This window comes from Aquabacterium sp. NJ1, from assembly GCF_000768065.1.
GTDB lineage: Bacteria > Pseudomonadota > Gammaproteobacteria > Burkholderiales > Burkholderiaceae_C > Aquabacterium.
The window spans coordinates 213,244-231,857 of record NZ_JRKM01000001.1 but is presented as its reverse complement, the minus strand read 5'-3'; the positions used below and the strand labels follow the sequence as shown (position 1 = coordinate 231,857).

17 protein-coding genes are annotated in these 18,614 nt (G+C 63.9%); 13 read left to right on the top strand and 4 right to left on the bottom strand.

The features are described 5' to 3' along the window. Window positions 1–13 precede the first annotated feature (13 nt). The 4 genes from folD to JY96_RS00995 all read left to right on the top strand — a co-directional run bounded on the left by folD (window position 14) and on the right by JY96_RS00995 (window position 4,919). Window positions 14–877, top strand: a complete 864-nt coding sequence (folD, locus tag JY96_RS01010; RefSeq protein WP_035034190.1) for a bifunctional methylenetetrahydrofolate dehydrogenase/methenyltetrahydrofolate cyclohydrolase FolD — start codon at window positions 14–16, stop codon at window positions 875–877. A gap of 55 nt (window positions 878–932) precedes the next feature. Further along, window positions 933–2,984, top strand: coding sequence for a M3 family metallopeptidase (locus tag JY96_RS01005; RefSeq protein WP_035034189.1), 2,052 nt, complete (start codon window positions 933–935; stop codon window positions 2,982–2,984). 64 nt (window positions 2,985–3,048) lie between these two features. After that, a complete protein-coding gene (locus JY96_RS01000; protein WP_235333817.1) occupies window positions 3,049–3,621 on the top strand; it encodes a glutaredoxin family protein in 573 nt (190 codons plus the stop codon). Window positions 3,622–3,623: 2 nt separating this feature from the next. Further along, entirely contained in the window at window positions 3,624–4,919 is a 1,296-nt protein-coding gene (locus JY96_RS00995; RefSeq protein WP_255352647.1) for a TIGR03862 family flavoprotein, read from the top strand. 90 nt (window positions 4,920–5,009) lie between these two features. On the opposite strand, the gene rpiA is transcribed toward JY96_RS00995, so the two are convergent. Beyond that, window positions 5,010–5,681, bottom strand: coding sequence for a ribose-5-phosphate isomerase RpiA (gene rpiA, locus JY96_RS00990; protein ID WP_035034186.1), 672 nt, complete (start codon window positions 5,679–5,681; stop codon window positions 5,010–5,012). Between the two features lie 74 nt (window positions 5,682–5,755). Beyond that, window positions 5,756–6,484, bottom strand: a complete 729-nt coding sequence (locus JY96_RS00985) for a heparan-alpha-glucosaminide N-acetyltransferase (RefSeq protein WP_235333816.1) — start codon at window positions 6,482–6,484, stop codon at window positions 5,756–5,758. 217 nt (window positions 6,485–6,701) lie between these two features. Here JY96_RS00985 and JY96_RS00980 point away from each other — a divergent pair, with 217 nt between their 5' ends. Continuing rightward, window positions 6,702–8,669, top strand: coding sequence for a U32 family peptidase (locus JY96_RS00980; RefSeq protein WP_035034185.1), 1,968 nt, complete (start codon window positions 6,702–6,704; stop codon window positions 8,667–8,669). A 33-nt stretch (window positions 8,670–8,702) separates the two neighbouring features. Here the strand turns inward: JY96_RS00980 and JY96_RS00975 are convergent, their stop codons facing one another. Next, window positions 8,703–9,101 carry a hypothetical protein gene (locus JY96_RS00975; protein WP_035034184.1) on the bottom strand — a complete coding sequence of 133 codons (399 nt, stop codon included), beginning with the start codon at window positions 9,099–9,101 and terminating at the stop codon, window positions 8,703–8,705. A gap of 144 nt (window positions 9,102–9,245) precedes the next feature. Here JY96_RS00975 and JY96_RS00970 point away from each other — a divergent pair, with 144 nt between their 5' ends. The 7 genes from JY96_RS00970 (at window position 9,246) to JY96_RS00940 (ending at window position 15,932) form a co-directional block, all read left to right on the top strand. Next, a complete protein-coding gene (locus tag JY96_RS00970; RefSeq protein ID WP_081960939.1) occupies window positions 9,246–10,133 on the top strand; it encodes a UDP-2,3-diacylglucosamine diphosphatase in 888 nt (295 codons plus the stop codon). 61 nt (window positions 10,134–10,194) lie between these two features. Then, window positions 10,195–10,509 (top strand): DUF2322 family protein, encoded by a 315-nt coding sequence (locus JY96_RS00965; protein WP_035034182.1) that lies wholly within the window; start codon window positions 10,195–10,197, stop codon window positions 10,507–10,509. A 49-nt stretch (window positions 10,510–10,558) separates the two neighbouring features. Further along, window positions 10,559–12,133 (top strand): thymidine phosphorylase family protein, encoded by a 1,575-nt coding sequence (locus JY96_RS00960; RefSeq protein ID WP_035034180.1) that lies wholly within the window; start codon window positions 10,559–10,561, stop codon window positions 12,131–12,133. Between the two features lie 3 nt (window positions 12,134–12,136). Beyond that, entirely contained in the window at window positions 12,137–13,033 is an 897-nt protein-coding gene (locus tag JY96_RS00955) for a ribose-phosphate diphosphokinase (RefSeq protein WP_035034170.1), read from the top strand. Between the two features lie 6 nt (window positions 13,034–13,039). Continuing rightward, a complete protein-coding gene (locus JY96_RS00950; protein ID WP_035034167.1) occupies window positions 13,040–13,663 on the top strand; it encodes a class I SAM-dependent methyltransferase in 624 nt (207 codons plus the stop codon). Window positions 13,664–13,851: 188 nt separating this feature from the next. After that, on the top strand, window positions 13,852–14,160 hold the full coding sequence (locus JY96_RS00945) for a hypothetical protein (RefSeq protein WP_035040645.1): 309 nt from the start codon (window positions 13,852–13,854) through the stop codon (window positions 14,158–14,160). A gap of 56 nt (window positions 14,161–14,216) precedes the next feature. Next, window positions 14,217–15,932, top strand: coding sequence for a DUF6345 domain-containing protein (locus JY96_RS00940; protein ID WP_035034164.1), 1,716 nt, complete (start codon window positions 14,217–14,219; stop codon window positions 15,930–15,932). Here JY96_RS00940 and JY96_RS00935 read toward each other — a convergent pair. Then, on the bottom strand, window positions 15,854–17,074 hold the full coding sequence (locus JY96_RS00935; protein WP_161784225.1) for a DUF898 family protein: 1,221 nt from the start codon (window positions 17,072–17,074) through the stop codon (window positions 15,854–15,856). The two genes, JY96_RS00940 and JY96_RS00935, sit on opposite strands and share 79 nt — an antisense overlap. Window positions 17,075–17,612: 538 nt before the next feature. On the opposite strand from JY96_RS00935, the gene JY96_RS00930 reads away from it, so the two are divergent. Then, window positions 17,613–18,527 (top strand): ABC transporter substrate-binding protein, encoded by a 915-nt coding sequence (locus JY96_RS00930; protein ID WP_081960937.1) that lies wholly within the window; start codon window positions 17,613–17,615, stop codon window positions 18,525–18,527. The last annotated feature ends 87 nt before the right edge of the window (window positions 18,528–18,614 follow it).

Sequence of the window (18,614 nt, the reverse complement as noted above, 5' to 3'; positions counted from 1 at the left end):
TTCGGAGCAGCCCATGACAGCCCAACTCATCGACGGCAACGCCCTGTCCAAACAACTCCGCGGTGAAGTCGCCGCCCGCGCCGCGAAACTGACTGCCCAAGGTGTCAAACCCGGTCTGGCCGTCATCCTTGTGGGTGACAACCCCGCGAGCCAGGTGTACGTGCGCAACAAGGTCAAGGCCTGTGAAGACGCCGGCCTGAACTCCGTGCTGGAAAAGTACGAGGCCACCATGACCGAAGCCGAATTGCTGGCGCGGGTCGAGGCGCTCAACAACGACCCGTCCATCCACGGCATCCTGGTGCAACTGCCCCTGCCCAAGCACATCGACGACCACAAGGTCATCGAAGCCATTTCGCCCGCCAAGGACGTGGACGGCTTCCATGTGGCCAGCGCCGGTGCGTTGATGGTGGGTGAGCAAGGCTTCAAGGCTTGCACGCCCTACGGCTGCATGAAGATGCTCGAATCCATCGGCATGAAGGACCTGCGCGGCAAGCACGCCGTGGTGATCGGCCGCTCCAACATCGTCGGCAAGCCCATGGCCATGATGCTGCTGGCGGCCAACGCCACCGTCACCATCACCCACAGCGGTACCGCCGATCTGGGCGCCATGACCCGTCAGGCCGACATCGTGGTGGCCGCCGTGGGCAAGCGCAATGTGCTGACGGCCGACATGGTCAAGCCCGGCGCCGTGGTGATCGACGTGGGCATGAACCGAGACGAAGAAGGCAAGCTCTGCGGAGACGTGGACTTCGCTGGCGTGAAGGAAGTGGCGGGCTGGATTACCCCTGTGCCCGGCGGTGTGGGCCCGATGACGATTACCATGTTGTTGGTCAACACCATGGAAGCGGCGGAGCGCGTTGCCGCCGTCCGTGGCTGAGGGCCCCACCTGAGTATCCGAGGTTCACACGCATCGTCACCGCCAACAGGACACCATGAGCACCAACCCATTGCTAGACACCACCGGCCTGCCCCTGTTTGACCAGATCAAGCCGGAGCATGTCACCCCTGCACTGGACACCCTGCTGGCGGATGCCGAAGCCGCGCTGGCCAAGGTGGTCGGCCCCGATGTCCCTGCTGACTACGATGCGCTGTCCCTCTTGCTGGACGTGAGCACCGAGCGCCTGGGCCGAGCCTGGGGCGCCGTGGGCCACCTCAACGCCGTGGCGGACACGCCCGAGCTGCGCGCCGCCTTCAACGACAACCTGCCGCGCATCACCGAGTTCTACACGCGCCTGGGTGCCGATGAACGCCTGTATGCCAAGTACAAGGCCCTCAACGAAGCGCAAAAGACCGTCGATCCTGAACTGCGCCTGAGCCCTGCCCGCCAGCGCGCGCTGGACAACGCCCTGCGCGCCTTCGTGCTGGGTGGCGCCGAGCTGCAAGGCCAGGCCAAGGTACGTTTTGCCGAAATCCAGGAGCTGCAGGCGGCGCGTTCGCAAGCCTTCTCCGAGCACGTGATGGACGAAACCGATGCCTACGCGCATTACGTCCGCACGGAAGAGCTCGACGGCGTGCCCGATGACATCATCCAGGCCACCAAGGCGATGGCCGAGGGCGAGTCCAAAGAGGGCCACAAGCTGACCCTGCACATGCCGGTCTACCTGCCCGTCATGCAGTACGCGAACAACCGCCACCTGCGCGAAACCATGTACCGTGCCTACAGCACGCGTGCCAGCGAGTTCGGCCCATCGGAGCGTGACAACACGCCCCTGATGACCGAGATCGTGGCCCTGCGCCAGGAAGAGGCGCAGCTGCTGGGCTACAAGACCTTTGCCGAGGTCTCGCTGGTGCCCAAGATGGCCAACAGCCCGCAGCAGGTGATGGACTTCCTGCGTGACCTGGCCAAGCGTGCCCGCCCCTTCGCCGAGAAGGACATGGCCGAGCTGCGTGAGTTCGCCAGGACCGAATGCGGCATCGATGACCTGCAAGCCTGGGACGTGGCCTTCGTGAGCGAGAAGCTCAAGGAAGCACGCTATGCCTTCAGCGATCAGGAAGTCAAACAGTACTTCACCGAGCCGACCGTGCTCAAGGGCCTGTTTGGCCTGATCGAATCCTTGTTCGACGTGAAGATCCTGCCTGATACGGCCCCCGTCTGGCACGAATCGGTGCGCTTCTTCCGCATCGAGCGCGCTGGCAAGCTGGTCGGCCAGTTCTACCTCGACCCCTATGCCCGCACCGGCAAGCGCCCTGGCGCCTGGATGGACGATGTGCGTGGCCGCTGGAAGCGTCCTGACAACGGCGCCACCCAGACCCCCGTGGCCCATCTGGTGTGCAACTTTGCCAAGGGTGTGGGCGACAAGCCTGCCCTGCTGACGCACGACGACGTCACCACCCTGTTCCACGAGTTCGGCCACGGTCTGCACCACATGCTGACCCAGGTTGAAGACCTGGGCGTGTCCGGCATCAGCGGTGTTGAGTGGGATGCCGTCGAGTTGCCCAGCCAGTTCATGGAGAACTTTTGTTGGGAGTGGGACGTGGTCCAGAAGCTCACCAGCCATGTGGATACCGGTGCGCACCTGCCCCGCGAGCTGTTCGACAAGATGATCGCCGCCAAGAACTTCCAGAGCGGCATGCAGACCCTGCGCCAGATCGAGTTCTCGCTGTTCGACATGCGCCTGCACGCCGAACCGGGCCGCGAAGCCAATGTGCAGTCGGTCATTGACGAGGTTCGTCAGGAAGTGGCGGTCAACATCCCCCCCGCGTTTAATCGCTTCCAGCACAGCTTTTCACACATCTTTGCAGGCGGATACGCTGCGGGCTACTACAGCTACAAGTGGGCTGAGGTACTCTCGGCAGATGCTTATGCCGCTTTTGAAGAGGCTGCCACACCGGCAACCGGCGTGCTCAACCCCGAGGTGGGCCGTCGCTACCGCGAGGCCATTCTGGAGGCGGGCGGCAGCCGCTCGGCCATGGAGAACTTCAAGGCCTTCCGTGGCCGCGAGCCCCGGATCGACGCCTTGTTGCGCCACCAGGGCATGAGCTGATCTACAGGGTTTGAAGAATATGCATCGTGCTGTACTGTCGTCGTTGTTGGCTGTCCTGGCTTTGATGTCCGGCTCGTCCGCGTGGGCGCTCTACAAGGTGGTGGGCCCCGACGGCCGGATCACCTATACCGATCGCCCGCCCAGTGACCGCCCTGCGCAAACCATTCAAACCAATGGTGCCACCGCATCCACGGAGGGCTTGCCCTACGAGTTGCAGCGCGTGGTGAGCCGCTACCCGGTCAGCCTGTTCACCGGGCCCAAGTGCGCTTCCTGCGATGCAGCACGCCAGTTCCTGAAAGAGCGCGGTGTGCCTTTCGTCGAGAAAACCGTTTCAACCCCGGATGACGTCAAGGCCTATACCAAGCAGGAGGCCACCGACCAGTTGCCGACTGCCCGCATCGGCCAGAAGCAGCTGCTGGGCTACAGCCAGACCGAGTGGGCCAGCTACATCGATGCGGCAGGGTATCCGGCCAAGTCCGCCCTGCCCTTGAACTACCGTTGGCCGGATGCGACCCCTTTGGCGCCACCTGCCGAAAGCAAGCCTGCATCGCCCGCCTCCAACCGCAACGCGGCGCCGGCGCCTGCTGACTCGCCTGCACCGCCTGCGGGCTCTTCGCCCGCCGGTATCCGCTTCTGACTTTGACTGATTCTCTGCAAGACAAGACGCCCGAACGCGCGTCAACCGGCCCGCGCGTGGCGATCGTGGGTGGCGGGCCGGCGGGCCTGATGGCGGCAGAAGTGCTGTCCCGGCAGGGCGTGAGCGTGGACCTGTTCGACGCCATGCCTTCGGTGGGGCGCAAGTTCCTGCTGGCGGGGCGAGGCGGCCTGAACCTCACGCACTCCGAACCGCTGCCTGCTTTCCTGACACGCTTTGGCAGCCGGCAGGCCGATCTGGCGCCGCAGATTCACCAGTTCACGCCAGATGATCTGCGTGCCTGGGCAAAGGGGTTGGGCATCGACACCTTCGTGGGCACGTCTGGCCGTGTCTTCCCGACGGACATGAAAGCCGCGCCGCTGTTGCGTGCCTGGCTGCACCGTTTGCGCCAGGCCGGCGTGCGCTTTCACATGCGCCACCGCTGGGCGGGTTGGGCCGATACCGGCGAATTGCGCTTCAACGCGCCGCAAGGCGAGGTGCTGGTGAGCGCTGATGCCACCGTGCTGGCGCTTGGTGGCGCCAGTTGGGCTCGGCTGGGCTCCGATGGCGCCTGGGTTGCGCCGCTGGAAGCCGCCGGGGCCAGCGTGGCGCCGCTGCGCCCGGCCAACTGCGGCTTTGATGTGCAGCCTACCGGGCCGGATCGATCGGGCTGGAGCGATCACCTGCGCCAGCGCTTTGCGGGCCAGCCGATCAAGCCCGTGGCCGTGTCCTTCGTCGGGCAAGATGGGCAAATCCACTACCAGCAAGGCGAGTTCGTCCTGACCGATACCGGCGTGGAAGGCAGCCTGATCTATGCCTTCTCGGCACGCATCCGCGACGAAATCGAGCGCACGGGCCAGGCCACCATCCACCTTGATCTGCTGCCGCAGCACACCTTGGCTCAGGTGCAGGCGGAAACCGCCAGGCCGCGCGGCCCACGCAGCTTGTCCACCCACCTCAAGAGCCGGCTGGGCATCCAGGGCATCAAGATGGCCCTGCTGCACGAGTGCCTGACGCCGGCCGAGTTGAATGACGCACAAGCGCTGGCTGGCAAGATCAAGGCACTGCCGATCACCTTGGCACGCCCCCGACCTGTGGACGAGGCCATCAGCACGGCGGGCGGCGTGACCTTCGAATCGCTGGACGCCCGCAGCATGCTCAAGGCCCGGCCGGGCGTGTTCTGCTGCGGCGAAATGCTGGACTGGGAAGCGCCCACCGGCGGCTATCTGCTGACGGCCAGCATGGCCTCGGGCAAGGCTGCGGGCGCGGGCGTGTCGGCGTATCTGAACGCGCTCGAGTAAAGCGTGCGTGGCCGCTGATAGCTTGAGTGGCCGCGATCAGGCCGGGGGGGCGGTGCGAGGCCGAAAGCCCCTCCGCCCAAGCAAACCGAATCAGAAGCTCAGCGTCTTGACGCCTTGTGAGGTGCCCAGCAGGCACACCGAAGCCTTGTTGCGGGCGAACACGCCAACCGTCACCACACCAGGCCACTGGTTGATGTCCGACTCGAACTGTGCGGGCTGGGTGATCTGAAGGCCGGTCACGTCTACGATCACATTGCCGTTGTCGGTGGTCACGCCTTCGCGAACCTTGCCGGTACCGCCGAGCTTGGCGAACGCACGGATCACCTGCGCAGCAGCCATGGGGATCACCTCGACGGGCAGCGGGAACTTGCCCAGCACGTCCACCAGCTTGGACTCATCGGCAATGCAGACGAACTTCTCGGCCAGGTCGGCCACGATCTTTTCACGGGTCAGGGCCGCGCCGCCGCCCTTGATCATGTTGCCCTGGTGGTCGATTTCATCGGCACCGTCGATGTAGACGCCCAGCGCGGTCACGGACTCGGAGGGCAGCACCTTGATGCCCAGCGCTTGCAGGCGCTCCGTGCTGCGAACCGAGCTGGACACGGCGCCGGCGACGCGGGCCGGATCGGCCTTCACGGCCTCGCCCAGGGCATCAATGAACTTGTCGACCGTCGAGCCTGTGCCTACGCCAACGATGCTGCCAGCTTGCACGTAGTCAAGGGCCGCGCGGCCCACCAGGGTCTTGAGTTCGTCTTGGGTCATGGCAGTCGGGTTCAATCAGGTCGATAAGGCGGAAGAAACGGGATCTGGCTGCATCGAGCGCGAATCAGCGGGGCTCACGGCACCGGGCGGCCGGTCAGCGCCATCCACGCCAGCAGGCCGCCGATCAGCACAGGTTGATGCACCATGTAAAAAGTCAGGCTCCAGCGGCCCAGCGTGGCCAGGCCCTTGCGGACGCCCTGCCGCACACGCGCCGGCCCGGCATTGTCGCCTGAAACTGCGGGTTCACCCGCATGTGCATCTGTGGCCCATGCTAGCCAATGAGCACGATGCCGCAGCAGCCATTGCGTACCGGCCAGCCCCCACCACATCACCCCGATCCATGGCAGCAGCGGCACGTAGTCTTCCGTGATGGGCTTGTGCGTGACCAGGCCCACCCAGTTCGTCAGGCGGCCGTCAAAGAAGGGGTGGGACACGAACTGGGGCAGGCTCACCGCCAGCACACCCAGCGGCCACAGCCAGTTGCCCAGTGGCGCCATGAGCCGCGCGATGATCAGCATCACGGCCATGCCGTGCAGCACGCCAAAGTAGATGAAGCTGTTGGGGAACATGAACCAGCTGCCCAGGCTGACCAGGGCAGCGCAGCCCACGATCTGGGCCCAGCGGCGCCAGAACCGGGCCCAGCTCTGCCCCTGGCTGGTCGCCACGGCCTGCCCCGCCCCGGCGCACAGCAGGAACAGCGACAGGATGCAGGTGCGCTGGTTGGTCCACAGCGCATCGGTGTAGAAATTGGCGTCCAGCAGGCGGTAGTTGCTGAGGTCGAAGCAGAAGTGGAAACACGCCATCCAGATCAGCGCGAAACCGCGCAGGGCGTCGAGGCGGTCGTAGCGTGCATGGGGCGAACTGGGCGAATGGGGCGCATGATGCGCTTTGCCTGGGGCGCCCTGCGCTCCGCCGCCCGTGCCATTTTGGGCGTCTACTTGGGGTGTTATCCGTGGGGTTTTGCCTTTTCCGGAGCGCATGGCGATAGTATCGGCGGTTTGCGCTTTCGACCGTCGTCCCATGTCCCTCGCCCGCCACGAAATTGAACTGCTTGCCCCTGCCCGAACCGTCGAGATCGGCATCGAGGCCATCAACCACGGGGCGGATGCGGTCTACATCGGCGGGCCTTCGTTTGGCGCACGCAGCAACGCCAGCAACGAGGTGTCCGACATTGCCCGGTTGGTGCAGCACGCGCACCGCTACAACAGCAAGATCTTCACCACGCTCAACACCATCTTGCGCGACGACGAACTGGAGCCCGCGCGCAAGCTGATCTGGCAGCTGTATGACGCCGGGGTGGACGCGCTCATCGTGCAGGACATGGGCATCCTGGAGCTGGATCTGCCCCCCATCCAGCTGCACGCCAGCACGCAAACCGACATCCGCACGGTCGAGAAGGCCAAGTTCCTGCAGGACGCGGGTTTCAGCCAGATCGTGCTGGCGCGCGAGCTCACGCTCAAGCAGATCCGTGACATCTCGGCCAACACGCATTGCGCCATCGAGTTCTTCATCCACGGCGCGCTGTGCGTGGCCTACAGCGGCCAGTGCTTCATCAGCCATGCGCACACGGGCCGCAGCGCCAACCGGGGTGATTGTTCGCAGGCCTGCCGCCTGCCCTACAACGTGATGGACGGTGCCGGCCAGGTCGTGGCCTTCGAGCAGCACGTGCTCTCGATGAAGGACAACGACCAGAGCGCCAACCTCAATGCCTTGATCGATGCGGGCGTGAGCTCGTTCAAGATCGAGGGCCGCTACAAGGACATGGGCTATGTGAAGAACATCACCGCCCACTATCGGCTCCTGCTGGACGAGATCCTGGAGGCTCGCCCCGAGCTGCAGCCGGCATCGTCAGGTGACTGCACCTTCTACTTCCAGCCGGATCCCGATCGCAACTTCAATCGCGGTAGCACGGACTACTTCGTCAACGGGCGCAAGGAAGACATCGGTGCCTTCGAATCGCCGAAGTTCCTGGGCCTGCCGCTGGGTGAAGTGGCCAAGGTGGGTGACAAGTGGTTTGACATCGCACTGAATGCCGAACAGCAGCCAACGGGCATGGCCAATGGTGATGGCATCAACTACCAGACGCTGACGCGCGACATCATCGGCATGAAGGTCAACGTGGCCGAGCCGGTGGGCAAGTCGGAGCGACTCTGGCGTGTGTACCCCAACGAGGACATGGCCGCGCTCAAGGACCTCAAGCCCGGCGTGGCCGTGAACCGCAATGGCGACCGCTCGTGGGAAAACGCGCTGGCGAAAAAGTCCGCCGAACGCCGCATTGGCGTGTGGATGAGCTTGAGCGACACACCTGATGGCCTGCGCTTGAGCGTGACCGATGAAAACGGCAACGTGGGCGAAGCCAGCGTGGTCTGCGACAGGCAGGCGCCGCAGAACGCCGAGAAGTCCGAAACCAGCCTGCGCGAGAACCTGGGCAAGCTGGGCGCCACCATCTTCTCGGCCAACGACATTTCACTGGCCATCGCCCAGCCCTGGTTCGTGCCGGCATCGGCGGTCAATACCTTGCGCCGCGATGCCATCAACGCGCTGGAAGCGGCGCGTGCGGCGGCCTATATCCGGCCCCAGCGCACGCCTGCGGTCGAGCCGCCTGTGCCTTACCCCGAAGACACGCTCAGCTACCTGGCCAATGTGTTCAACCACAAGGCGCGCGACTTCTACGCCAAGCATGGCGTGAAAGTGATCGAAGCAGCTTACGAAAGCCACGAAGAACTGGGTGAAGTCAGCCTGATGATCACCAAGCACTGCGTGCGCTTCTCATTGAGCCTGTGCCCCAAGCAGGCCAAGGGCGTGACCGGCGTGCAGGGCCAGGTCAAGGCCGAGCCGCTGCAACTGGTCAACGGCAAGGAAAAGCTCACCCTGCGCTTTGACTGCAAACCCTGCGAAATGCACGTGGTCGGCAAGATGAAGAAGTCGGTGCTCAACCAGGTGCCGGCGGCACCCATCCAGTTCTACAAGGCCCGGCCGAGCGCCTGATAGGCGCTGGCCTTCAAGCGGCTGGCTGGGCGCTCAAAGCATCCTGTCCTTGGCCACAAAGTACTTGCGGGTGTAGGCCACCAGTTGCCCATCGGTCGGGTGATCAACGGTTTCGATGCCCACGATTTTCTCGGCCACCTTGGGGTCATGCGCGTGGGCATGCTTGAGCAAGGCCAGCTTGGCCTGCCCGGGACCCACGATCAGGATCTCCTGCGCACCGGCCAGCGCCTCGATGATGGCGTGGTAGTAGTGCTGGTCTTCCGGCGAGCGCCCGGTACCCACATCGCCGTTTTCGATCGTGCCCCGCTTGTGGTGCAGGTGCTTGTGCGGGTGCTCTGGCTTGACGACCGCCTTCTCGACATCGTCCGGGCTGACGTGCATGACGCGGGCTTGGGCGTGGTCTACCCAGACAACAGCGTGATAGTGGGACATGTCGCATCCTCCATGGTCAATTGAGGCTGCCAGCGTACTCCGATTGCATCTGGAATCCAAGACGGCACGGGCGCAGGCTTGTGGTGAATCAAACCGTCACCGGGCCGTCGCGAGGCTGTCACACGGGCTGATCACCATGGCGACATGCGGCCCTGGATCAATGCCCCTTTGCTGAGAGCCTTGACATCGCCCGCTGGCCATCTGGCCGGCCTGGGACGGGGCACCACTTCCCCTCAGGATGACGACAAGGCGCCCAGCCATCAAGTCCGAGCCGTGTGGATCTCGGATGTGCACCTGGGCACGCCAGGCTGCCAGGCCCACGCCCTGCTGGATTTCCTCAAGCATGTCGAGTGCGACACGCTCTACCTCGTGGGCGACATCATCGACGGCTGGCAGTTGCGCCGCAACTGGTACTGGCCGCAAGCGCACAACGACGTGGTGCAAAAGCTCCTGCGCAAGGCGCGCAAAGGCACGCGCGTGATCTTCATTCCTGGCAACCACGACGAGTTTGCGCGCAAGTTCCTGGAGCATTCTTTTGGCGGTGTCGAGGTGGCCGAAGAGTGGATCCACACCACGGCCGATGGCCGCAAGCTGTGGGTCACACACGGTGATCTGTACGATGGCGTGATCCAGTGCGCGCGCTGGCTGGCCTTGCTGGGCGACTCGTTGTACGAGTTCACGCTCAAGCTCAATCGCCACCTCAATTCCTGGCGCGCACGCGTTGGGCTGCCCTACTGGTCGCTATCCAAATACCTCAAGCTCAAGGTCAAGCGGGCCGTGAGTTATGTGGGTGACTTCGAGCAGGCACTGGCCCGCGAAGCACGCAAACGCGGTGTCGAAGGGCTGGTGTGCGGCCACATCCACCACGCCGAGATGCGCGACATCGACGGCATCCTGTATTGCAACGACGGCGACTGGGTGGAGAGCCTCACCGCGCTGGTCGAGCACCCGGATGGGCAACTGGAGATCCTGGATTGGGCTGAGGTCATGGCCCAGCGAAGCCGACCCCTTACCCAGATGCAGACCGCCTGAGCTGGCACGTAGCCGGCCCTGGCCTGCGGCAAAATAGCGCCCCTTGCCCCAAGGAGCTTTCATGGCCTTCGCCGACAACCTCAAACAACTCCCGCCCGTGGCCCATCTGGCTGCCCTGCAACTGATCGACGCCGCAGGTCAGGTGGCCGCCACCATCGAGAACAAGCCCGGTCAGGCTGGCTCTCTGGCCGTGTATGCCGCACTGGCCGCCAAGCACGGTGGCATCAACGCCGCTGCCGCCCAGGAAGGCCTGGAGATTTACGCCGAGCACACCGTCGATTCGCGCGCCAACCCCGGCAAGCACCCCAATATCGATCGCCTGCTCAAGGTCGTCGAGACTGGTGAGGGTTTCACGGCCAAGCTGATCCCGGCCTGATTGTTCCCCCGTGGCGGGAGTACGATTGAAACAAACAACCGTACTCTCCATGGCCACTGAACACGCATCACCCTCGGACGCGGTCGCACCGCAACTCAAGCTCAAGCGCGTTGCCATTGACACATACCGGGAAAACGTCGCCTATCTGCACCGCGACTGCGCCATCTACCGGGCCGAAGGCTTCCAGGCGCTCTCCAAAGTCGAGATCCGCGCCAATGGCCGGCGCATCCTGGCCAGCCTCAATGTGGTGGACGACACCTGCATCGTGGGCGTGGACGAGCTGGGGGTGTCCGAGGATGCGTTCACGCAGCTCGGCGTTGAAAACGGCCACCCCGCCTTCATCAATCAGGCCGAGCCACCCTCTTCTATTCCCGCCCTGCACCGCAAGATCGCCGGTGAGCGCCTCAATGGGGATGACTTCCGCGCCATCGTGCGGGACATCGCCGAGCACCGCTATTCCAAGATCGAGCTGACGGCCTTTGTGGTCGCCTCCAATCAGGGCGAGCTGGACCGTGAAGAGGTTTACTACCTGACGGACGCCATGGCCTCGGTCGGCCGCAAGCTGGACTGGCGCGAGCACCCGGTGGTGGACAAGCACTGCATCGGAGGCATCCCCGGCAACCGCACATCCATGCTGGTGGTGCCCATCGTGGCCGCACACGGCATGGTCTGCCCCAAGACCTCCTCGCGCGCCATCACCTCGCCGGCCGGCACGGCCGACACCATGGAGGTGCTGGCCAATGTCGAGCCGCCATTCAACAAGCTGTGGGACATCGTGCGCGAGCACCACGCCTGCCTGGCCTGGGGCGGCACCAGCGATCTGTCTCCCGCCGATGACGTGCTGATCGCCGTGGAGCGGCCTTTGTCGATCGACTCGCCTGGGCAGATGGTCGCCTCCATCCTGTCCAAGAAGGTCGCTGCCGGCTCCACCCACCTGCTGCTGGACATCCCCGTGGGCCCGACCGCCAAGGTGCGCGCCATGCCCGAGGCCCAACGCCTGCGCAAGCTGTTCGAGTTCGTGGCCAACCGCCTGGGCCTGACGCTGGACGTGGTCATCACCGATGGGCGGCAACCCGTGGGCAGGGGCATTGGCCCCGTGCTGGAGGCCCGTGACGTGATGCGCGTGCTGCGCAATGACCCGGACGCGCCGCAGGATCTGCGTCAGAAGTCCTTGCGGCTGGCCGGCCGCATGCTGGAGTTCGACCCCGACGTGCGTGGCGGTGATGGCTTTGCCATTGCCCGTGACATTCTGGACTCCGGCCGGGCGTTCAAGAAGATGATGGCCATCATCGAGGCACAAGGTGCCAAGCCCTTCGACCCCGATCACCCCGAGCTGGCGCCCTTGAGCTTCGATGTGCTGGCCGATCAGGATGCCGTGGTCACCAGCATCGACAACCTGCAACTGGCTCGCATCGCGCGCCTGGCAGGCGCACCGAAAGTGCAAGGCTCCGGCGTGGACCTGCTGCGCAAGATGGGCGAGCCGGTCAAGGCCGGTGAGCCGCTTTACCGCGTCTACGCGGCCTTTCCGGCCGATCTGGCGTTCGCGCGCCAGGCCAGCGAGCGTAGCACCGGCTTCACCCTCGGGCACGCACAAGACATCCCCCCTCTGTACGTGGAGTTCTGACCGATGGCCGCCTTGTTGCTCCATTTTGAAGACGAGCGCGCCGCAGCGCAGCGGCTGGCTCAGGCTTGCGGTATCCCGGCTGCCAGCATCGAGTCGCACCGCTTCCCCGACGAGGAGTTGCGCCTGCGCCTGCCTGTGAATGCGCAAGGCAAGCTGCCCGGGCAACTGGTGATCTACCGCAGCCTGGATCGACCCAATGACAAGCTGATCGAGCTGATGCTGGTGGCGCGCCAGGCCCGTGAACTGGGCGCGCGCAGCCTCACCCTGGTCGCACCGTATCTGGCCTACATGCGGCAGGACATGGCCTTTCACCCGGGCGAGATCGTCAGCCAGAAGGTGGTGGGCCGTTTCCTGGCCGACCTGTTTGATGCCGTGATAACGGTGGACCCACATCTGCACCGCATCCGCACGCTCGACGAAGCCATTGCCCTGCCCCATGCCATCAGCCTGTCCGGCGCGCCGATGTTGGCGCAATTGATCGCCCGGCACCATGACAAGCCTTTGCTGATCGGCCCGGATGCCGAGTCAGCGCAATGGATCGAGGCCGCTGCGCGCGTGCATGGTTTTGACTACGGCGTCTGCACCAAGCAGCGCCATGGCGACAAGCAGGTCGAGATCACCTTGCCCGCCGTGCCTGTGCATGGGCGAGCCGTGGTGCTGCTGGACGATGTCGCCAGCTCGGGCCGCACCCTGGCTGTGGCCGCGCGACTGCTTCGCGATGCGGGCGCCGCGTCGGTCGATGTGGCCGTGACGCATGCCTTGTTTGCCGGTGATGCCTTGGACGTGATCCAGTCCGCCGGCGTGGCGCATGTCTGGAGCACGGACTGCATCGCCCACCCCAGCAATGCCATCGAGATGGCGCCCGCGCTTGCGCAAGCCTTGACGCCTCTTTTGAAGTGAGCCCCCATGAGCGATGAAAGCTGGTACGACCGGCATGTGCTGCCCTATCTCATCGACATGGCGTGCGGCATTCGCCCCGTGGCGCGTCAACGTGAAAAGGTCGTCCCGCTGGCGCAAGGCCGGGTGCTGGAGATCGGTATCGGCACGGGCCTGAACATCCCCTTCTACGACAAGGCCCGCGTCGCCCGCATCACCGGCGTGGACCCTGCACTGCGCATGCATGGGCTGGCGCAAAAGCGCATCGCACAGGCAGGCCTGGACGTCGACCTCATCGGGCTGTCGGCCGAGCGCCTGCCCGTTGAGGATGCCAGTTTCGACACCGTGGTCTGCACCTACACCTTGTGCACCATTCCGGACCCGGCGGCGGCCCTGGCTGAAATGCGCCGCGTGCTCAAACCTGGCGGCAAGCTGCTGTTCTCCGAACACGGCCGCGCACCGGACGCGAACGTCAGCAAATGGCAGACGCGCCTGCAACCCTACTGGAGCAAGCTGGCCGGCGGTTGCATGCTCGACCGCGATGTGCCCTTCTTGCTGCGCGACGCGGGTTTCCAGTCCGACGTGCAGTCCAGCTACCTGCCGGGGCCCAGGTTCGTGTCGTACCACTACTGGGGCATCGCCGAGGTGCGCTGAAAAGCGCCTGCCTTGATCTCCGTCATGTGAAATTTTCTAGGGATGGCCGCAGCAAGTGCGGCGCGTATCCTTCGCTTGCCCATGCCGGCACAGCGTTGCCGCAAGGCATTTCCGGCGGCGACAGGCTCCGTGATGCAGGTGGCAGCCCGCCCCGCCCTTCATCGTCAAACCAGATACGGAGAAAGATGATGGCCGAAGTCACCAAATACCACGTGCTCGTCTACGGCGGCCCGGAGGGCTACCAGACCAACCGCTCGCAAATTGCCTTGTACGGCAGCGCGGGCAACACCATTGCCTACGTTCGTTTCAACGACCCCGGCATGGTGTTTGAAAACGATGCCTACAACAACGGCGTCATCACCATGCACCTGCCCAGCACCATGTTCCAGAGCGTGCTGGACATCCTGCGCAACGAGAAACCGATCCAGATCTATTTCGCACAAGGCCGGGGCTTCTTCGGCACCGGTACCACCGAGCCGGTCGGCGAAGGCGAATAAGCCGACAGCAAGCAGTTCGATTGAGTGGCAGTGATTCACCAACATGGAGCGCCATCATGAAACTACCTGTCTACAAGGTCGCCAGCACCATTGCGCCGGCCGATCACATCAGAGAACTTGGGCAACGCCTCTTTCCTCGCCAGGACCACCAGATCGTGGAGCGTGGCACCAAGCTGGAGTTGCGCTGCCCGCTCGGGCAGATCGAAGTGGACACCGGCAAGGGCGGGGTCTGGGCCGCTGACACCACTCGGCTTTGGCGATTCGATCCCGCTTCGGGCAAGAAGCCCCGCCTGCTGGGCACGCCAGAGGCCAGAAAGCTCAGCCTCGACATCCTCAAGACCCACCACATCACGCCTGAGCTGTCTGGCCCGTTTCGGCTCAAGACGCCCCGGGCCACTGGTGCGGTCACGGCCTTCTCCGCCAAGAAGGGCGCGCCTCGCCAGGTCATTCACGAGGACAACACCGTGATCACCGATGTCGAGGTGGATGTCAGCGATTACGGCCTCAAGCAAAAGGCTCTGTCCGTGGTTGGTGGTGGAGGCCGCTTCACCACGGTGCACGGCGATGGCGGTAGCCTGCTTGCTGCGGGTGGCGTCTGGCGGCCCAGCATCGGCAAGCCCGTCCTGCATGACGTGATCCCGCAGAAGAAGGCAGACGAGCAATTCAAGGCGCGGATGGGCAACACCCCTGTCAGCGAATTCACGTCCGAGCTGGCCTATTACGCCGCGCCGGCGTTTGCAGAGCAGGACATGCTCTACCCCGTCTATGTCTACAGCGCCGTGGCCGACTTCAAGGGCAACCGGGTACCCCTGCGCAAGGTCATGATCCCTGCCACGGATGTCGGGCCAGCCGCGCAAGCTGCCGCCATGGCCCCACCGCGAAGCAGCAAGAGTGAGCCTCACGTTCGCCCCTTGCCGGCCGACTTCATGCCTGTGCCGGGCAAGGCCCTGCCACCCGGCATCGCGCTCAACAAGCGGACGATGCTCAGCCGCAAGCTCCAGTTCACGGACTACTTCGTGCCGGGGCCTGCTAACACGCCCTTGATCGTCAACCCCAACCTGACGCAGGTGCAGATCAAGGAGCTGGCCAACCTGCTGGGCTACTACTCGGCCGGTACCTCGTGGATCGGCTTGTCAGGCGGGCTCAGCGGCAGTCAGAACAACGCCAAGGGCTTTGTGGACGAGTTATCTGCCATTGGCTGGAACATCCGCTTCAACTGGGGGGATGCCGCTGCCTGGGAATCCGACTGGCGCAGGAACGACGACAGCTGGGTGGATGCCGTGGACTTCGTGTTCTACACGGGCCATGCCAACAGCGATGGTTGGGTGCTGGCCACGCCGGACGACACCTTCCTGCACTTCACCGAAACGGCTGGTGCCCGCGATCTCTGGGGCGCCAACAACCTGGAATGGGCGGTCATTGCCGCTTGCGGCCCCTTGCAGGACGAGGTGGTGGAGAGCGGTGGCGATGTGCTGGAACGCTGGCGCGATGCCTTCGACGGCATGCACATCCTGATGGGCTACGCCCAGGTCACTTACGACACCGAGGAAGAAGGCAAGCGCCTGGCGCAGTACGCCAAGAGCGGCTCCAGCATCATCCAGTCCTGGTTCAGAACGGGGCAGGAAATCCAGGGATCGGGCATCTGGGTGGGGGCCTACTACATCGGCAACGCCAGTGGGTCGACCGGCAACGATCACCTCTGGGGCGTGGGCTCCGTCGGTCCTGACATCACCAGCCCCACATGGCGCGCCTGCAGCTGGGTGCCTTGCTGATCGGGTGATGTCGTCGTGACGGGCAACGGCTCTTGCGGAGGCTCGGCCAGTGCTTCTGGCCTGATCCACACCGAGACCGACTGCATGCGCAGCCGGGCCTCGGTGATGGCCGCCTTCGGGTAGTACCAGCCCAGGGTGCAGGCGATCAAGGCCCAGTTGCGGCTGGTCAGCTTGAGCAGTTCCGCCAAGGGCACCGCGCTCTCGAACCGGATGAGTTCGTGCGCGGTGTCAGACCACAGGCGGTTTTGCAGTTGCGCGCTGAGATAGGGATAAGGCAAGGCCATCATCGCCACAATCAGCAGCAGCACGCCAGGCACCCACACCAGGGCCAGCCGGATGCTTTCGGCGGTGTGCTCGGTCTGCTTCATGCGGGCCACGGTGGCCCAGTCCAACCCGACCAGTTCGGACAAGCCCCAAGTCAAAGGCAACACCACCGCCAGCAGGGCCAGCAGCGCCAGCGTGCCCGTGACCAGTGTGATCCCCCAGGCTTGCCCGCGGGGCATGCCCGAGCTTCGCTCATTGCCCCAGTTGCCCAGCACGGCATGGCGATGCTGGTAGCGCTTGAATTGCACATACACCCAAGGCAAGGCGATACACAGGGCCACGGCAGCCACGGCGCCCAGGCCATAAGACAAGCTACGCTGCCCATCCATGCCGGCGATCACGGCCCACACGGCGGTCACGCCGCCTGTGATGTACAGCAGCGTGGGCAAGCCCATGGCCTTGATGGCGTCCACCGGCGTGGCGGCCAGCCTCAGGCGCTGCCCGCGCCAGCTCGTGTGCTGAAGCTGGAACTCCAGGTAGCCGTGCAGGCCAATGGGCAGCATCGAGGCGGTGAGCAACTGCATGGCCGCCACGCCCATCAGGCGATATGGCCCGGTCAAGGAGATGCCGTAATAGATTGCGTTGAGGATCACCGTGGCCACCATGTTGCCGGCGAACATCTTCCAGGGGTTGACGTGGTAGTCGAGGTTGGCGCCCGCCACATAGGTGTGCTGGTAGAAATAGCGCAGCCGGCCCACCAGGGCCCAGGGCAAGGCGATCCCGGCCGTCAGCAACATCAGCAGCATGTTCCTGCGCCAGATGGGCCGGTAGGTCTCGGCATCGCCGGTGAAAGTCACCTCGTAACGGATATGGGACATCTTGTTGACTGACTGACGCAAAACGGGTGCGAACGCGAGCACGCACGGAAAGCCTGGATATTGTCCGTTGCGCGCCATGCGATCAGCTGTGGTGTATTCCCCCGCTGGGGCGCATGAACCTGGCCAAACGCAACTTTTCACCCACCCATTTGCGGGCTTTTCAAAGCAGGTCTGCTGCGCTGCCTGAACACCCATGGTTTGAGGCCTGGTACGACAAGGACATTCCCTGCGACACTCGGACATCAAAAGAGATCGCCAGCCCGGCATTTACTTCCTGCTGCGCCATGCATGTTCACAAGCTGTTGATCCGGCCTTGCCTCCGAACGTTGTGCGAAGTGCGGCTTCAGCCCAGGCGACGAGTTGAACGTGCTGATGCTCGAAGACGAACAGTGCAGCCTAGTCGGCACGATTGGCCACAACGGCCGGAGAGGCGCATCGGCACATTTGGAGCGCATGCACCGCTCGGATCCATGGGCTCGTCGACAGCGGCATATCTGAGCACGGCAGTTAACTTTCTTTCCCCATCTCCCTAGTCACCATGAAGAAACATCGAGTCACCGAAGCGCAAGTGGTCACGAGAATGGGCGAAGCGAATCGCCCGACCTCTCGTGGCGAAGCGGTGCCCTGGTTTTGTCGGGTGATGTTGGTGCTGCTCGTTACGCTCAGTCTGACGCTGGTCGGGCCGGTGAGTGCAGCGAAAGCGGCCGATGATGCCATCCGCTGCCCGGATCGCCCAATTCGCTATGCGTTTTTTGAATCACCTGTGCTGTTCGAGGCCGGCAAGGGGCTGGAGAAAGACCTTTTCGATGAAATTCGGGCCCGTAGCGGCTGCCGATTTGAAACGATAGTCATGCCCAGGGTGCGAATCTGGAATGAATTCGAAGCCGGTCATCTCGACATGACGACGACCGTCTTGCGTACACCTGAACGCGAGAAGACGCTGTGGGTGCTTGACTACCTGCAACTGCGAAACTACCTGTTGGTGCGTAAGTCCGATGCCAACAGACTCGCTGCACTTCAGGACTTTGACAAGCCTGGCAACGCCTTGCGAATTGGGGTGGTGCGTGGCTACAAGTACGGACTGGAGTACGACGCCATGCTGAAGAAGCTCGCTGCAAACGGGCGTGTGGACGAGGTGGTGAGATCCGATCAACTCTTCCGCATGTTGAAAGCCGGGCGCATTTCCGCAATGATCGCCACCCCATTGAACTATCTTTCCGCGCTAACAAGGAACGGCATGGTCGATCAGGTAACGATTCTTGACTGGGGTGGTCCCAGCGCCGCCAGCCCCCGCGGTCTTGGGCTTAGCAAACAAAGCTTCACCGAAGCCGAGGCTCGAAAATGGCAGGCGCTGCTCGACAACATGCGTCGCGACGGCACCATCTTGCGCCTGATCAAGCGCTATATGAAGCAGCCCGAGGCCAATGCCATGATGTTGCAAAGCCGACAATGACCGATCACGCCAGGTAACTCAGTCCCGCCATCTCGACGATCGTCATGATCCCTTGGGCCTTCTTATGCAACCGCACGACTTGCTTGC